This is a genomic window from Streptomyces sp. NPDC026394, assembly GCF_055567735.1.
The window spans coordinates 172523-188509 of record NZ_JBVHPX010000013.1 but is presented as its reverse complement, the minus strand read 5'-3'; the positions used below and the strand labels follow the sequence as shown (position 1 = coordinate 188509).

Below are 15987 nucleotides of genomic sequence, written 5' to 3'. Positions count from 1 at the left end.
CAGGGGGCGCGCCCCCTGAAACGCAAGGCACGGGAATGTAAACACCGGGGAGTAGCGGCCCGCTTGCCTGGCCGCCACGTCCGCGTTACCGGCGATTCAACGTCGCTTGCGAGCATCACTGGATGCAGCCCGCTGTCCCGAATGCCGCCGGCCGCCGCCTGCGCCCCGTACCGGAACCCGTACCGGCTCCGTCCGACGGGCTGACAGAGCCTCCGGCGCGGAAGAATAAGGCCATGAACCAGCAGCCCAGCGCCCAGGACACGGACCGGACCGAGCCGACCACGTCCCGGACGGCGGCCCACCTGCCGCCGTCCGCGCAGCCGTCGGTGGGCTCCATAGCGGCGCACCGCCCGCACGCGGTCGCCGTGCCGGTGCCCGAGCTGGAACCCGACCTCGACGCGGACCTGGACGACTACGAGGAGACCGGCGCGGCGGGCGCCGACGGTGCGGAGCTGCCCGCCGGACGTTTCCTGGACCGCGAACGCAGCTGGCTGGCGTTCAACGAGCGGGTGCTGGAACTGGCCGAGGACCCGGCCACGCCGCTCCTCGAACGGGCCAACTTCCTCGCGATCTTCGCGAGCAACCTCGACGAGTTCTTCATGGTGCGCGTCGCGGGCCTCAAGCGGCGCATCGCGACCGGCGTCGCCACCCGCTCCGCCTCCGGCCTCCAGCCCCGTGAGGTGCTGGACCTCATCTGGACCCGCTCCCGCGAACTCATGGCCCGGCACGCGGCCTGCTACCAGCAGGACGTCGCCCCCGAGCTAGCCGACCGGGGCATTCACCTGATCCGCTGGCCCGAGCTGACCGAGAAGGAGCAGTCCCGGCTGTTCACGCTGTTCCGCCAGCAGATCTTCCCGGTGCTCACCCCGCTCGCCGTCGACCCGGCCCACCCGTTCCCGTACATCTCCGGCCTCTCCCTCAACCTGGCCGTCGTGGTGCGCAACCCGGTCAGCGGCCACGACCACTTCGCGCGGGTCAAGGTCCCGCCGCTGCTCTCCCGCTTCCTGGAGGCCGCGCCGCAGCGGTACGTGCCCATCGAGGACGTGATCGCCGCCCACCTGGAGGAGCTGTTCCCCGGGATGGAGGTGCGGGCGCACCACATGTTCCGGGTCACCCGCAACGAGGACCTCGAAGTCGAGGAGGACGACGCGGAGAACCTCCTCCAGGCACTGGAGAAGGAGCTGATGCGGCGCCGCTTCGGGCCGCCGGTCCGCCTGGAGGTCGAGGAGTCCATCGACCCGGCCGTGCTGGACCTGCTCGTCCAGGAGCTGAAGGTCTCCGACTCCGAGGTCTACCCGCTGCCCGGACCGCTGGACCTGACCGGCCTGTTCGGCATCGGCGCCCTGGACCGGCCGGAACTGAAGTACCCCAAGTTCGTGGCGGGCACCCACCGCGACCTCGCCGAGGTCGAATCGGCGTCCGCGCCCGACATCTTCGCCGCGCTGCGCGCCCGTGACGTCCTGCTGCACCACCCGTACGACTCGTTCTCCACCTCCGTCCAAGCGTTCCTGGAGCAGGCCGCCGCCGACCCGGACGTCCTCGCCATCAAGCAGACGCTGTACCGCACTTCGGGCGACTCGCCGATCGTCGACGCGCTGATAGACGCCGCCGAGTCCGGCAAGCAGGTGCTCGTCCTCGTGGAGATCAAGGCGCGCTTCGACGAACAGGCCAACATCAAGTGGGCGCGCAAGCTGGAGGAGTCGGGCTGCCATGTCGTGTACGGGCTGGTCGGCCTCAAGACGCACTGCAAGCTGTCGCTCGTCGTCCGCCAGGAAGGCGAGATGCTGCGCCGCTACTCCCACGTGGGGACGGGCAACTACCACCCCAAGACGGCCCGGCTGTACGAGGATCTGGGGCTGCTGACCGCCGACCCGCAGGTCGGCGCGGACCTCTCCGACCTCTTCAACCGGCTCAGCGGCTACTCCCGCCGGGAGACCTACCGGCGGCTGCTGGTCGCCCCCAAGTCCCTGCGGGACGGCCTGGTGCAGCGCATCACCAAGGAGATCGCGCACCACCGTGCCGGGCGGCCCGCCTACGTGCGCGTCAAGGTCAACTCGATGGTCGACGAGGCCGTCGTCGACGCGCTGTACCGCGCCTCCCAGGCCGGTGTACCGGTCGATGTGTGGGTACGCGGCATCTGTGCCCTGCGGCCCGGCGTCGAAGGGCTCAGCGAGAACATCCGGGTCCGCAGCGTGCTCGGCCGCTTCCTCGAACACTCCCGGGTGTTTGCCTTCGGCAACGGCGGCGAACCCGAGGTCTGGCTCGGCAGCGCCGACATGATGCACCGCAACCTCGACCGGCGGATCGAGGCGCTGGTACGGGTCACCGACCCGGCCCACCGCGCCGCCCTCAGCCGTCTCCTGGAGATCGGCACGTCGGACGCCACCTCGTCCTGGCACCTGGGCCCGGACGGCGACTGGACCCGGCACGCGGTCGACGCGGACGGCGCGCCGCTGCGCAACGTACAGGAACTGCTCATTGACGCCCGGAGGCGCAGGCGTGGCTCAGCGACATGACTTCCCCCCGCTCCGCTACGAGCCCGCGGGGCCCGGCGGCGCGCCTGCCGCCCTGGCCGACGGACCGGCGCGGCCCGGCGGGCCGACGTCCCCCGGCAGCGGCCCGCACCCGTACGGAACCGACGGCTCCGCACTGACCGGACGCACCGCCCGCGACGTCCTCGCCGCCTATCTGCACCACCGGGCGACGGACTTCCTGCGCAGCCTGCGCGCCCACGGGGAGAGCGGCCCGGACGCGGAGAGCGCCCGTGAGGCGGCCCGCCGACTGCGGTCCGCCGCCCGGCGGATCGGTGGCGCACTGCACACCTTCCGCCCGCTCACGGACGAGAGGTGGGCCGACCATCTGCGCGGCGAACTGGCCTGGCTGTCCGGCACCCTGGCCCGCGAACACGCCGGAACGGCACGGCTGGACCGGCTGCTGGGAGCCCTCCAGCGCCTCACCGCCCCCACGGATCTCAGCAGCCCCGCCGCCTCCGCCTCCCGGGACGCGCCGGACCCCGACGCGGCCGAAGCGCTGCTGTCCACCGGGGCCGCGCGCGCCGGCGCCCTGCTGGAACGGCAGATCACCCTCGCCCGCACCCGCGCGCACTCCGCCGCCCTCCAGGCGCTCGGCTCCTCCCGCTTCCACGCCGTCGCCGACGCCGTGGCCGTACTCGCCTCGGAGGCGCCGCTCACCGCCACGGCCGACCGGCCCGCGCCGGACGCGCTGCTCCCGCTGGCCGAACAGGCCCACCGGCGCCTCGCCGAGGCCGTCGCGGCCCTGCCGCTCGCCCGCGCGGGTCAGGCGTACAACGGCGACGCCCTCACCGCCGACTCCCGGCAGGACGGGCCCTGGCACCAGGTACGGCTGCTGGCCCGCCTCAGCCGGTACGCCCAGGAAGTGACCGACCCCGACGACACCGACCCGCGCCTGGCGGAAGCCGGCCGCGCGCTGGAACGCCACCGGGACGCCGCCGAAGCCGCCGCCGCGGCCGCCGCGGCGGCCCGCACCCCGCGCATCGCCCCCGCCACCGCCTACGCCCTCGGCGTCCTGCACGCCGACCAGCGCCACGAGGCCGAAGCGGCCCGCTACGTGTTCGGGCGGGTCTGGCTCCCCGCGCCCGTACCCGAGCCGGGCTCTCCGGTACGGAAGGGATGACGGAGGACATGTCGGTGCCCGCAAAACCCGTCCGCGCGGCCGGCTGCGTCCTGTGGCGCCGGTCCGCCACGGCCGACGGCCTGGAGATCGCCCTCGTACACCGCCCGAAATATGACGATTGGTCGCACCCGAAAGGCAAACTCAAACGCGACGAGGACTGGCTGGCCGGCGCCCTCCGCGAGGTGGCCGAGGAGACCGGGTGGCAGTGCCACCCCGGCGCCCGGCTCCCCAGCACGCACTACCTCGCCAACGGCCGTCCCAAGGAAGTCCGCTACTGGGCCGCCGAAGCCACCCACGGCAGCTTCACCCCGAGCATCGAGGTGGACCGCCTCCTGTGGCTCCCGCCGGACCGGGCCCGCCGTGTCCTGACGCAGGAGCGGGACCGGCGGCTGGTGGACGCGCTGCTGGGGGCGCTCCAGCGGGGACCCGGGGTGCCTTCCTGACCTGGGCTTCTTCGGTTGGCGCGAGGTACGGCGCGGGGGCGTCCCCGCGCCATCGTTCCGTTGCGCCTCAGCAACCTTGAGTCCAGGCTTGTCAATTTTCCTTCTCCGAGCTACAACAGAAGGCAGAAGGGCATCGCACCCAGTGCCTTCGGAAGGAGATGACCCGTGATGCTCATGCGTACCGACCCGTTCCGCGAGTTCGACCGCCTCACCCAGCAGGTGCTCGGGACGACGGCGCGTCCCGCCGCACTGCCGATGGACGCCTACCGGTCCGGGGACGAGTTCGTGATCCACTTCGATCTGCCGGGAGTCGACCCGGAGACCATCGACCTGGACATCGAGCGCAACGTGCTGACCGTCCGCGCCGAGCGAACCCCCACCGCCCCCGAGGGCGCCGAGCTGATCGCGAGCGAACGTACGGCGGGCAAGTTCAGCCGGCAGCTGTTCCTCGGTGACTCGCTCGACAGCGAGCGGGTGGACGCGGCGTACGAGAACGGTGTGCTGACCCTGCGTATCCCGATCGCGGAACGGGCCAAGCCGCGCAAGATCGAGATCGCGGGCGGAAGCTCGCGCAAGCAGATCTCCCACTGAGGTGCGGGACCGGCCCGGCTCGCCGAAGCGGCGGCCGGGCCGAGGCCGGCCACCTCACACCGGCGCGACCGCCTCCCACCGCACGGTGACCTCCCCCTGCCGCCACCGCCGGGGCCCGTCGGCCAGCGGCCACGCCGTGCTCAGGGCGAGGACACTGCGCATCCACCGCTGCCGCGCGCCCAGCGAGGCGTACGGGGCGGCCGCCGCCCACGCCCGGTCGAAGTCGCGCAGGAACGCGTGCACGGGCTGGCCCGGCACATTGCGGTGGATCAGGGCTTTCGGCAGCCGTTCGGCCAGGTCGGACGGGGTTTCGAGCGCGCCGAGGCGGGCCGCGAAGGTGACCGTGCGCGGGCCCTCGGGGCCCAGCGCCACCCACACGTGCCGCCGCCCGATCTCGTCGCAGGTGCCCTCCACCAGCAGCCCGTCCGGCGCCAGCCGCGCGCACAGCCGCTCCCACACGGCGGGCACCTCGTCCTCCGCGTACTGGCGCAGCACGTTCGCCGCCCGGATCAGCACCGGCGCCCGGCGCCCCGGCAGCGGCACCTCGAACCCGCCGTGGGCGAAGGCCAGCCCCGGGCACGCGTACGGTGCCGCGGCGGCGACCCGCGCCGGGTCGATCTCGACGCCGACCACCTGGACGTCGGCCCGCACCGTGCGCAACCGGGCCAGCAGTTCCACCGCGGTCCAGGGCGCGGCCCCGTATCCGAGGTCCACGGCGACGGGGGCGGGGCCGCGGCGCAGTACGGCGGCGTGGGTGGCGGCGATCCAGCGGTCCATGCGGCGCAGCCGGTTCGGGTTGGTGGTGCCGCGGGTCGCGTTCCCTAGGGGGCGGGAGGGCGGGGGAGAGGCGGACGGGCTGCGGACCATGTCCTGACCTTATGCGTCACCGGCCCCGGCTCCACCTTCGCGCCCACTGACCCCGGCCCAACCCCTGTGCCCACTAGCCACAGTCAAACCTCTGTGCCCGTCAGACCCAGCCCAACCTCTGTCCCTACCGGCCTCGTCCCAATCCTTGTACCCATCAACCCCGACCCGACCTTCGTGCCTTCTGCCACCACCCGCCCCACGAGGTCACGCTTTGGCAAAGTGAAGAGGGAGCGGGCTCACAGGGAAATGGATGCGCGGGTTCCGTTGTTACGGGCTTCGGAGGCGCCGCACGCCCCGGCCCAGGCCGTACCGGCTAGGAGGTAGCCCGCAGTGAGCCAATACGTGTCCAGGCTCCGCAGCCGTTCCCACGGTCCGTTCCCGGGCCGCTCCGGGCTGCGCCTGCCGGGCGCGGCCCGCCGCCCGCGCCGGGTCGCCATGCTGAGCGTGCACACCTCCCCGCTGCACCAGCCGGGCACCGGCGACGCCGGCGGCATGAACGTCTACATCGTCGAGCTGGCCAGGAAGCTCGCCTCCCTCAACATCGAGGTCGAGATCTTCACCCGGGCCACGACCGGCACCCTGCCGCCCGCCGTCGAGCTGGCCCCGGGCGTCCTCGTCCGGCACGTGGACGCGGGCCCGTACGAGGGCCTGGCCAAGGAGGAGCTGCCGGCCCAGCTCTGCGCCTTCACGCACGGCGTGATGCAGGCGTGGGCGGGCCACCGGCCCGGCTACTACGACCTGGTGCACTCCCACTACTGGCTCTCCGGTCACGTCGGCTGGCTCGCCGCCGAGCGCTGGGGCGTCCCGCTCGTGCACGCCATGCACACCATGGCCAAGGTCAAGAACGCCGCCCTGGCCGCGGGTGACACCCCCGAGCCCGCCGCGCGCGTCATCGGCGAGACGCAGATCGTGCGCGCCGCCGACCGGCTGATCGCGAACACGGACGAGGAAGCCGCCGAGCTGATGCGGCACTACGAGGCCGGCGCCGACAAGGTCGCCGTGGTGCACCCGGGCGTCAACCTGGACCGCTTCCGCCCCGCGGGACCGGCCGCGCCCTCCGCGGGCGCCCCGGTGACCGACGAGGCCCCGTCCGACACCGCTGCCTCCCGCTCCGCCGCCCGCGCCCGCCTCGGCCTCCCCCAGGACGCCCTGATCCCGCTCTTCGCCGGCCGCATCCAGCCGCTCAAGGCGCCCGACATCCTGCTGCGCGCCGTCGCCGTCCTGCTCGACGAGGACCCGTCCCTGCGCTCGCGCCTGGTCGTCCCGGTGGTCGGCGGGCCCAGCGGCAGTGGTCTGGCCAAGCCCGAAGGGCTGCATAAGCTGGCCGCCCGCCTGGGCATCGCCGATGTGGTCCGGTTCCGGCCGCCGGTCGGCCAGGAGCAGCTCGCCGACTGGTACCGCGCAGCGTCCGTCCTGGTCATGCCGTCCTACAGCGAATCCTTCGGTCTGGTCGCCGTCGAGGCCCAGGCGTGCGGCACCCCGGTGATCGCCGCCGCCGTCGGCGGCCTGCCGGTGGCCGTGCACGACGGCGTCAGCGGCTTCCTCATATCCGGCCACGACCCGGCCGACTACGCCCGCGCCCTCGGCCGCTTCGCCCGCGACACCTCACTGGCCGGCCGGATGGGCGCCGCCGCCGCGCGGCACGCCCGGTCCTTCGGCTGGGACACCGCGGCCGCCGCGACCGCCGAGGTGTACACCGCCGCGATGCAGGAACGACGCCGTCACCTACGATCGCCCCATGGCTGACGAAGCGGCACGACAGGTGATCGAGGCGACTCTCGACGAGGCCGGCCTGACGTGGGAGTCGCCCACCGACGGCACGTACGTGGTGACCCTGCCCGGCACCCGCAAGCTCTCCACGACCTGCTCCCTGATCGTCGGCAAGCACTCCCTGTCCATCAACGCCTTCGTCGTCCGCCACCCGGACGAGAACCACGAAGCCGTGCACCGCTGGCTCCTGGAGCGCAACACCCGTCTGTACGGCGTGAGTTACGCGATCGACAAACTGGGCGACATCTACCTCGTCGGCAAACTGCCGCTCGCGGCCGTCACCCCCGACGAACTCGACCGCATCCTCGGCACGGTCCTGGAGAACGCCGACGGCAGCTTCAACACCCTCCTGGAGATGGGCTTCGCCTCCGCCATCCGCAAGGAGTACGAGTGGCGGGTCGCGCGGGGCGAGTCCACCCGCAACCTCGAAGCCTTCAGCCACCTGACCCGGCGCCCGTCGGCGTAACGCCACCGCGCCGCCGCAGGAACGCTTCCGGCACCGTACGAACCGCGCTCCGGCCACCGTACAAACCGCTCCTGCTCCCGCTCACCGTACGAACCGAATCTCCGGAAAGCGCCCGGAAGGCCCGTCCAGCAGCCCGCTGTCCCGCCCCCGCAGCCACCGGTCGAAGAACGCCGTCACATACGCCCGCTGCGCCGCCACCGAGCGCTCCGGCGCGACCGTACCCACCAGCTCCTCGACGGCCTCGCGCGGGAGCCCCGCCTTCCGGGCCAACTGCGGGACCAGCGACTGCGCGTCCGTGAAGCTCGCGTGCCCGGCGCCGGTCAGGGTGAGATCCAGGTGCCACCCCGAACTGCGCTCCCACACCGCCTTCCAGGACGCGACCGTGTGGTGATCGTCGCCCTCCTTGCCCATGAGGAGCAGCGGGCGGTCCAGTCCGTCCGTGCCGACCGTGGACGGGTTGGCCGGATCGTCGTCCCGCTGGGTGTAGCCCATCACGCCGTCCATGTTCACCGCGGCCCTGATCCGACGGTCGTCATGCATCGCCTGCGCCGCGGTGAACCCACCTCCGGAGTGCCCGAACATCCCGACCGCCCGCAAGTCCAGCACCCCTCCCGGCATCCGCGGCAGCACCACCGCCCGGCCCAACTGGTCCAGCACGAACCGGGTGTCGGCCACCCGCACCGCCGTCAGCTTCTTCAGCAGCGCGACGACCTGCTCCGGCCGCTGCGCTTTCCCGGCCTCCTCCCGCATCCGGCTGTACTCGACCCGTCCGTCCGGGAATTGCACCCCGGGCGCCTCATACGTGTGGTCGATGCTCACGACGACGTACCCACGGGACGCCAACTCGTCGCAGAGCGTGCTGCCGAGCCCGCGCGGATCCGCCGCACCCGGCGAATGGAGAACCACCGGAAAACCCCGCCCACCTGGCTGCGCGACCGGCGCGCCCCGCCACGCATGCGTACGGGTGGCACCCCAGTCGGCCATCCCCTCCGGAATGACCTTCGAAAAGTTGCTCCAAGCCGCGAACGCGGCCGCCTCCCCGGGCAACATCTGCGGCACCCGCGCACACCCACCCGCCGCCCCGGCCGGATAGCGCACGCTCACCATCAGCTCCCGGCAAGCCCGCCCCACCACCCAGGGATCCCGCCGCCCCTCGTCCACCAAGCGAAGGGCCACGCCCCCCACCCCGTACGGCCCAGTCGGCGCCGGCAGCACCATACGGACCGGCACCCCGCCCGAAGCCCCAGCCACCGCCCTCCCGCCTCCAGCCCCGGCCACCGTCCCCCTACCCCCGGAACCGGCCGCCGTCCTCCCACCCCCGGAACCGGCCGCCGCACTCCCGCTCCCGGAACCAGCAAAAGCCAGCCCCGCCACCACGACTCCCATCCCCGTAACCACACAAGCACGCCGCGTACGACCCACCATTCCGCCCCTCCCCGTCCCGTCGCCGTCCTTCGGCTTCCCCCCAACGCTCCCGCAACCCCGAGCACACCGCGACCGTGCCGGCACCCCTGTCGCCCTCCCGCTACCCCGACACCGCCGGCAACCTGTCATGCCCACGCCCTACCCCCCGGCCTCCGGGCCGCGGCGAGCCCATGGCCGGAAGTGGATTACGCTCGAAGGCATGGCCGACGCACCGTACAAGCTGATCCTCCTTCGCCACGGCGAGAGCGAGTGGAACGCGAAGAACCTGTTCACCGGCTGGGTGGACGTCAATCTCAACGAGAAGGGCGAGAAGGAGGCGGTCCGCGGCGGTGAGCTGCTCAAGGACGCCGGCCTGCTCCCCGACGTCGTGCACACCTCCGTCCAGAAGCGCGCCATCCGCACCGCGCAGCTCGCCCTGGAGGCAGCCGACCGCCACTGGATCCCGGTCCACCGCAGCTGGCGTCTGAACGAGCGCCACTACGGAGCGCTCCAGGGCAAGGACAAGGCCCAGACCCTGGCCGAGTTCGGCGAGGAGCAGTTCATGCTCTGGCGCCGCTCTTACGACACGCCGCCGCCGGCCCTCGCCGACGACGCCGAGTTCTCCCAGATCGACGACCCGCGCTACGCGATCATCCCCAGCGACCTGCGCCCCCGCACCGAGTGCCTCAAGGACGTCGTCGTCCGCATGCTGCCGTACTGGTACGACAGCATCGTCCCGGACCTGGCCACCGGCCGCACCGTCCTGATCGCCGCCCACGGCAACTCGCTCCGCGCCCTGGTCAAGCACCTCGACGGCATCTCCGACGCCGACATCGCCGGCCTGAACATCCCCACCGGCATCCCCCTCTCCTACGAACTCGACGCCGACTTCCACCCGGTGAACCCGGGCGGCACCTACCTCGACCCGGACGCCGCCAAGGCAGCCATCGAGGCCGTCAAGAACCAGGGCAAGAAGAAGTAAGCCCCACGCGCACAAGCCCCCTACCTGCGGTTTCGCCGCCGGTGGGGGGCTTCTGCCGGACCGTCGTGCGGGGCACGGCAGGGTCGGGTGCCGACCACCACGGTGCCTCGCCCGGCAGTCTCCCGGGCGAGGCACCGTGCGTCTTGCGGATGCGGTTCTGGTGGCCGCCGGAAGTCGGGTGCGACCGCGGGTGGCGGGCGCTGTCGGTCAGCTGCAGCCGCCGCACTGGCAGGGGCCGCCGGACTGGCAGCCGCAGGAGCAGCTGGGGCCGCAGGCGCAGTTGCCGGGGGCCGGGTTGGGTGCAGGGGAACGCGTCATGACTTGCCTCCTCGGGGAGAGGGCCATCCGAATGTCGTTCGGTGTCCATTGGATGCCCGCCTCGCGAGGCGCATCAACGGCGCGTGGTGGCACGGCCCGCCGCTGTACGGCTCTTGACCGGGGCGTACGTGCCGTGCCGTGCGCGGTGGGGTGCTGCTACGCGCCCTCCACCGGGGCCGGCGGGGCGATCTCGTCCGCGTGTTCGCCGGTGACCAGGTACACGACCCGCTTGGCGACCGACACGGCGTGGTCGGCGAAGCGCTCGTAGTAGCGGCCCAGCAGCGTCACGTCCACGGCCGTCTCGATGCCGTGCTTCCAGCGGTCGTCCATCAGGTGCTGGAAGAGGGTGCGGTGGAGGAGGTCCATCGCGTCGTCGTCCTGCTCCAGCTGGAGTGCGAGGTCGACGTCCTTGGTGATGATGACCTCGGCGGCCTTGGCCATCAGGCGCTGGGCGAGCTGTCCCATCTCCAATATCGTCGCGTGCAGGTCCCGCGGTACGGCCGTGTCCGGGAAGCGCAGCCGGGCCAGCTTGGCCACGTGCTGGGCCAGGTCGCCGGAGCGTTCCAGGTCGGCGCTCATGCGCAGGGAGGTGACGACGATCCGCAGGTCGGTGGCGACCGGCTGCTGGCGGGCGAGGAGGGCTATCGCCCGCGCCTCCAGGTCCCGCTGGAGGTCGTCGACCTTCTCGTCGGCGGCGATGACGGCCTCGGCCAGCTTCAGGTCCGCGTCGAGTATCGCCGTGGTGGCGCGCCCGATCGCGGAGCCGACGAGCCTGGCCATCTCGACGAGGCTCTCGCCGATCGAATCCAGCTCCTCGTGGTACGCGTCCCGCATCAGTGACCTTCTCTCGGTTCGGGTGGTGACGTGTCGCTCGGGGTGGTGAAGTGCCATTCGGCTTGACGGAGTGGGGGCCGGAGTCCCCACGCTCCCACGTTCCGGCCGGAACGCGACCGGTTCTGACCTCCGGAATGAACCGGCGCCGACACCAAGGTGAACTCTGGGCGACGTATGTTCGAGCAGGCCCTCGAACGGCTGGGGAACTGTCACAGCCGACGCATAACCTGGAGTCATGAACGTGGACGCGGCCGTCGCCGCAGTGGCAGCGATCGCCGGACTGTGCACCGGCGTCTTCGCCATGCTGGCGTTCCGCTGGAGCGAGCGGGATCAGGCCAAGCCCACGCGTACGTCGTTGCACACCGACGCGGTCCTGCCGCCCGGTGTGGACACGGTTCTGTCCGTGCTGCGTTCCTCGGCCGTCGTCCTGGACGAGGCCGACGCCGTGGTCAAGGCCAGCTCGGCCGCGTACGCGCTGGGGTTGGTACGGGGCGGGAAGCTGGCCGTCGAGCCGATGCTCCAGATGGCCCGCGACACCCGCCGCGACGGCGAGATACGCCAGGTGGAGCTGGACCTGCCGCGCAGAGGGACGGGCCGGGGCGGCGACGCCCTGGCGGTCTCGGCGCGGGTCGCGCCCCTCGGGTCGCGGCTGGTCCTGCTGCTGGTCGAGGACCTGACCGAGGCCCGGCGCATAGAGGCGGTACGGCGCGACTTCGTCGCCAACGTCAGCCATGAGCTCAAGACCCCGGTCGGCGCCCTGTCCCTGCTGTCCGAGGCCGTCATGGACGCCAGCGACGACCCCGAGGCCGTCGAGCGCTTCGCGGGACGGATGCAGAACGAGGCCACGCGGCTGACCAACCTCGTCCAGGAACTGATCGACCTCTCCCGGGTGCAGAACGACGACCCGCTGGAGGACGCCGAGCCGGTCCGGGTGGACGAGCTGGTCGCGGAGGCGATCGACCGCTGCCGCCAGCAGGCGGGCACGAAGCAGATCACCATGGCCGCCGCCGGCACCGCCGACCTGCACGTCTGGGGCAACCGCGGCCAGCTCGCCGCCGCCCTCGGCAACCTCGTCGAGAACGCCGTCAACTACTCCCCGGCCCGTACCCGGGTCGGTATCGCGGGCCGCCGTGTCCCGGCGCACGGCGGTGGGGGTACCTCCCAGGCTTTCGGCACTGGGGGATTGATCGAGATCGCGGTGACCGACCAGGGCATCGGGATATCGGAGAAGGACCGGGACCGCGTCTTCGAGCGGTTCTACCGCGTGGACCCGGCGCGCTCGCGCGCCACCGGCGGGACCGGCCTCGGCCTCGCCATCGTCAAACACGTGGCCGCCTCGCACGGCGGGGAGGTCACGGTGTGGAGCGCTGAGGGACAGGGCTCCACCTTCACCCTGCGTCTCCCGGAGGCCGGTGCCGTGCGCGATCGCGCACGTCCCGCTTCCGACCCGTCGGCGGAGGGCCTCGACGAAGAGGACCGCCCGTACGAGACCTTCAACGATCCGCTTCCTGCTCACCCTGCCCCGGAGGTCCTTCCGTGACCCGAGTGCTCGTCGTCGAGGACGAGGAATCGTTCAGTGACGCCCTGTCGTACATGCTCCGCAAGGAGGGCTTCGAGGTCGCCGTCGCGGCGACCGGTCCCGACGGCCTGGACGAGTTCGAGCGCAACGGCGCCGACCTGGTCCTGCTGGACCTGATGCTGCCGGGCCTGCCCGGCACCGAGGTCTGCCGTCAGCTGCGCGGCCGCTCCAACGTCCCGGTCATCATGGTGACCGCCAAGGACAGTGAGATCGACAAGGTGGTCGGCCTGGAGATAGGAGCCGACGACTACGTCACCAAGCCCTTCTCCTCCCGTGAGCTGGTCGCCCGGATCCGCGCGGTGCTGCGCCGCCGCGGGGAGCCCGAGGAGGTCTCGCCGCAGGCCCTGGAGGCCGGGCCGGTCCGGATGGACGTGGACCGGCACGTCGTCACGGTCTCCGGCGGCAAGGTCGACCTGCCGCTGAAGGAGTTCGACCTCCTGGAGATGCTGCTGCGCAACGCGGGCCGGGTGCTGACCCGTATGCAGCTGATCGACCGCGTCTGGGGCGCCGACTACGTGGGGGACACCAAGACGCTGGACGTCCACGTGAAGCGCCTGCGCGCCAAGATCGAACCGGACCCGGGCGCGCCGCGGTACCTGGTCACGGTCCGGGGGCTGGGGTACAAATTCGAGCCGTAAGCCGTAAGCCGTAAGCCGTAAGCCGTAAGAGGCGCCGGGCGTCAGAGGCGCCTCTGACGCGGTTAGGTGCGGCGCGGTACGGCGCTCGTGCTGTTGCGGGTACTGAGGTGCGGCGCAGCGCTACTGCGGGTACCGACGGAGGTACCCGCAGCGCTGCGGTGCGGTGCTGCGGCCCGCTACGGGCGTCAGCGGCCGGCCTCGGGCGACTGCGGCGCGCCGCTGTTCGGCGAGGCGTTGTCGCCGGCGTCGGCGTTGGCGTTCGCGCCGGCCGAACCGCTCGGCGTGGCCTTCCCCGACGGGCTGCCGGACGCGGAGGGGCTGCCGGAGGGGCGGCCCGAGCCGGACGGCGACGGAACCTCGCTGGGGCCGAAGTCCTTGAAGTAGCTCTTGGCCGGGACGACGAACGCGCGCAGGGTGACCTTCCCGGCGGCGCTGAAGTCGAAGGTCACGGACTGCGCGTCGCCGTTCTTGACGGACCCGCGGCCGCTGTCCAGTACGGCGGAGGCGTTGTCCTTGCCGCCGATCACGATCGAGCCGCCGGCCGGGACCACGATCGGCCCGGAGCCCTTGGCGGGCGACAGCTTCGCTTCCTTGTTCGTACCGTTGACCTTGATGGACTCCAGCGTCTGGTCCTTGCTGCCGTTGTTGAACACGGTCGCGGTCACCACGGCCGGGCCCTCGGCGTCCGGCTCGGGCTGGGTGACGACGGAGGCGTTCTGGATCTTGAGGTCGCCGACGCTGGTTGCGGCGTTGTCCGGCTTGACCTGGAGCGTCTGGGCGTCGTTCCCGGCTCCGCACGCGGAGAGCGTGGCGATCGAGAGCGTGAGAACGGTGGCGGCGAGGACGCCGCGTCGAAGGCTGCGGCTCACGGCGGCGGCATCTCCTTGGACGAACTACGGCGGCCGAACTTCGAGCCCGGTCGCGGATGGGCGGCTGGGCGGCCGTGCGCGGTCGCCGTACCGGCATCCGCGTAAAGCCGCCCTAAGGGTGTGTCAGCGCCGCTAGGTTACCGAGCCGCCCCCGGGCCGCCGCACCCGACCCGCCCCCAGGACGATCACACCCTCCTCCCGTCCCGCTCCGGCCCGTCCCCACAGGCCGCGACGGCCCTCCGTCGTACGCCCGTTTGCCGCACCTCGTCCGTGCCGCGTCGCATCTCGTCCGCATCCCGTCCACGGCCGCAGGAGTTTCCCGGCCCGCCGTACGGAATGATCAGGAGCCGGCCTCGGAAGAAACCCGAATATCCGGCAAGCGGTCGTTCGGATGAAGCCCGGCCGGTTTCCTCGCAGGTAAATCGGCATTCGCAGGGAATGCGCCGGGTTCCCGTAATTGATCACGTGCGGCGCCTCGCGTGTGGCGGCCGTCCGGTGTTCGTGAGGCGGACGCCTGGTGATCAATTCACGAAACGGCGGACACCCGCCCTCCGGAACCGAACGGAGTAGCGGAACTGCGACATCCGGATCCCGGCAAAACGGGACGTACGGGCGCTGTCGCGGGCTCTTCCAGGGGTGTGACGTACGTGTTTCAGGCTGCGCGCGAAGCGCCTCCGACCTGCGAATTCCTGCACCCGGAGGGCGGTCGAAGCACGTTCCGGGCGCAGTTGTCAAGCCCCGAGATATGCCCTGACCTGCGAAAACGCCATTCAGAACGGCCCGTTCCCGTGTTAGCATGGATAGCCACGGAAGGGGTACCTGTCACATGACGTTCAAGGTTGGCGACACCGTGGTCTATCCCCATCACGGGGCCGCGCTGATCGAGGCCATCGAAACTCGCCAGATCAAAGGCGTGGACAAGACCTACTTGGTGCTGAAGGTCGCCCAGGGCGACTTGACTGTTCGTGTGCCAGCGGACAATGCGGAGTTCGTCGGCGTACGCGATGTGGTCGGCCAGGACGGGCTGGACCGGGTCTTCGAGGTGCTGCGCGCACCGTATGCCGAAGAGCCGACGAACTGGTCCCGTCGTTACAAGGCAAATCTGGAGAAGCTCGCTTCGGGTGACGTGATCAAGGTCGCCGAAGTGGTGCGTGACCTGTGGCGCCGTGAGCGGGAGCGCGGTCTCTCCGCCGGTGAGAAGCGCATGCTCGCCAAGGCCCGCCAGATCCTGGTGAGCGAACTCGCCCTCGCGGAGAACACCAACGAGGACAAGGCCGAGGCTCTGCTGGACGAGGTCCTCGCGTCCTGACGACGTACGAATGCCGCGGCGCCCGAGTGGCGGCCGACTCCGGCCAGGAGCGGTCAGTTGCCGGGCGCTGCGGCATATCTGCGGCGGCATACCTGTACTCGTACCGCACCGGCAGCCCCGTAACCGCATCCGTGCGCGGCGTCCGCTCCTGTGGACCCACGCACGCGCGGAAGCACTCCTGCGGAAGCCGTGCACCACTACCGAACCGTGTGATCGTTCCCCGTGGTGACCGCCCCCGTGCTCGTCCCCGAAAAGATCCGCCG

At 71.7% G+C, this 15987-nt stretch carries 14 protein-coding genes; 10 read left to right on the top strand and 4 right to left on the bottom strand.

The window, feature by feature from the left end; all coding sequences use genetic code 11:
* The first annotated feature begins 233 nt into the window (after positions 1 to 233).
* The 4 genes from ACZ4QV_RS27515 (at position 234) to ACZ4QV_RS27500 (ending at position 4688) form a co-directional block, all read left to right on the top strand.
* Positions 234 to 2516 carry an RNA degradosome polyphosphate kinase gene (locus ACZ4QV_RS27515; RefSeq protein WP_361158863.1) on the top strand — a complete coding sequence of 761 codons (2283 nt, stop codon included), beginning with the start codon at positions 234 to 236 and terminating at the stop codon, positions 2514 to 2516.
* A complete protein-coding gene (locus tag ACZ4QV_RS27510) occupies positions 2500 to 3654 on the top strand; it encodes a CHAD domain-containing protein (protein ID WP_467763546.1) in 1155 nt (384 codons plus the stop codon). The genes ACZ4QV_RS27515 and ACZ4QV_RS27510 overlap by 17 nt, the downstream gene beginning before the upstream one ends.
* 8 nt (positions 3655 to 3662) lie before the next feature.
* Complete coding sequence (locus ACZ4QV_RS27505) at positions 3663 to 4097, top strand: NUDIX hydrolase (protein ID WP_361158861.1); 435 nt, start codon at positions 3663 to 3665, stop codon at positions 4095 to 4097.
* 168 nt (positions 4098 to 4265) lie between these two features.
* On the top strand, positions 4266 to 4688 hold the full coding sequence (locus ACZ4QV_RS27500) for an Hsp20/alpha crystallin family protein (protein ID WP_361159056.1): 423 nt from the start codon (positions 4266 to 4268) through the stop codon (positions 4686 to 4688).
* Positions 4689 to 4742: 54 nt separating this feature from the next.
* Here the strand turns inward: ACZ4QV_RS27500 and ACZ4QV_RS27495 are convergent, their stop codons facing one another.
* Positions 4743 to 5555, bottom strand: coding sequence for a class I SAM-dependent methyltransferase (locus ACZ4QV_RS27495; RefSeq protein ID WP_361158859.1), 813 nt, complete (start codon positions 5553 to 5555; stop codon positions 4743 to 4745).
* Positions 5556 to 5885: 330 nt separating this feature from the next.
* On the opposite strand from ACZ4QV_RS27495, the gene ACZ4QV_RS27490 reads away from it, so the two are divergent.
* Entirely contained in the window at positions 5886 to 7301 is a 1416-nt protein-coding gene (locus ACZ4QV_RS27490) for a glycosyltransferase (RefSeq protein ID WP_467763545.1), read from the top strand.
* Positions 7294 to 7791, top strand: coding sequence for a type III secretion system chaperone family protein (locus ACZ4QV_RS27485; RefSeq protein WP_361158854.1), 498 nt, complete (start codon positions 7294 to 7296; stop codon positions 7789 to 7791). The genes ACZ4QV_RS27490 and ACZ4QV_RS27485 overlap by 8 nt, the downstream gene beginning before the upstream one ends.
* Before the next feature lie 81 nt (positions 7792 to 7872).
* On the opposite strand, the gene ACZ4QV_RS27480 is transcribed toward ACZ4QV_RS27485, so the two are convergent.
* Positions 7873 to 9009: an alpha/beta hydrolase family protein gene (locus ACZ4QV_RS27480; RefSeq protein ID WP_361158851.1), complete on the bottom strand. Its 1137-nt coding sequence runs from the start codon at positions 9007 to 9009 to the stop codon at positions 7873 to 7875.
* A 406-nt stretch (positions 9010 to 9415) separates the two neighbouring features.
* Between ACZ4QV_RS27480 and ACZ4QV_RS27475 the strand changes: the two genes are divergently transcribed.
* Positions 9416 to 10177, top strand: coding sequence for a phosphoglyceromutase (locus tag ACZ4QV_RS27475; protein ID WP_361158848.1), 762 nt, complete (start codon positions 9416 to 9418; stop codon positions 10175 to 10177).
* Between the two features lie 474 nt (positions 10178 to 10651).
* Here the strand turns inward: ACZ4QV_RS27475 and phoU are convergent, their stop codons facing one another.
* Positions 10652 to 11329 (bottom strand): phosphate signaling complex protein PhoU, encoded by a 678-nt coding sequence (gene phoU / locus ACZ4QV_RS27470; protein WP_361158845.1) that lies wholly within the window; start codon positions 11327 to 11329, stop codon positions 10652 to 10654.
* Positions 11330 to 11564: 235 nt separating this feature from the next.
* On the opposite strand from phoU, the gene phoR reads away from it, so the two are divergent.
* Together phoR and phoP are read left to right on the top strand one after the other, a co-directional pair.
* A complete protein-coding gene (gene phoR / locus ACZ4QV_RS27465) occupies positions 11565 to 12869 on the top strand; it encodes a two-component system sensor histidine kinase PhoR (protein WP_361158842.1) in 1305 nt (434 codons plus the stop codon).
* A gap of 5 nt (positions 12870 to 12874) precedes the next feature.
* A complete protein-coding gene (phoP, locus tag ACZ4QV_RS27460; protein ID WP_467763556.1) occupies positions 12875 to 13546 on the top strand; it encodes a two-component system response regulator PhoP in 672 nt (223 codons plus the stop codon).
* A 185-nt stretch (positions 13547 to 13731) separates the two neighbouring features.
* On the opposite strand, the gene ACZ4QV_RS27455 is transcribed toward phoP, so the two are convergent.
* Positions 13732 to 14415: a copper chaperone PCu(A)C domain-containing protein gene (locus ACZ4QV_RS27455; protein WP_361157125.1), complete on the bottom strand. Its 684-nt coding sequence runs from the start codon at positions 14413 to 14415 to the stop codon at positions 13732 to 13734.
* Between the two features lie 826 nt (positions 14416 to 15241).
* On the opposite strand from ACZ4QV_RS27455, the gene ACZ4QV_RS27450 reads away from it, so the two are divergent.
* Positions 15242 to 15724, top strand: coding sequence for a CarD family transcriptional regulator (locus tag ACZ4QV_RS27450; RefSeq protein WP_003953493.1), 483 nt, complete (start codon positions 15242 to 15244; stop codon positions 15722 to 15724).
* Positions 15725 to 15987: the final 263 nt, after the last annotated feature.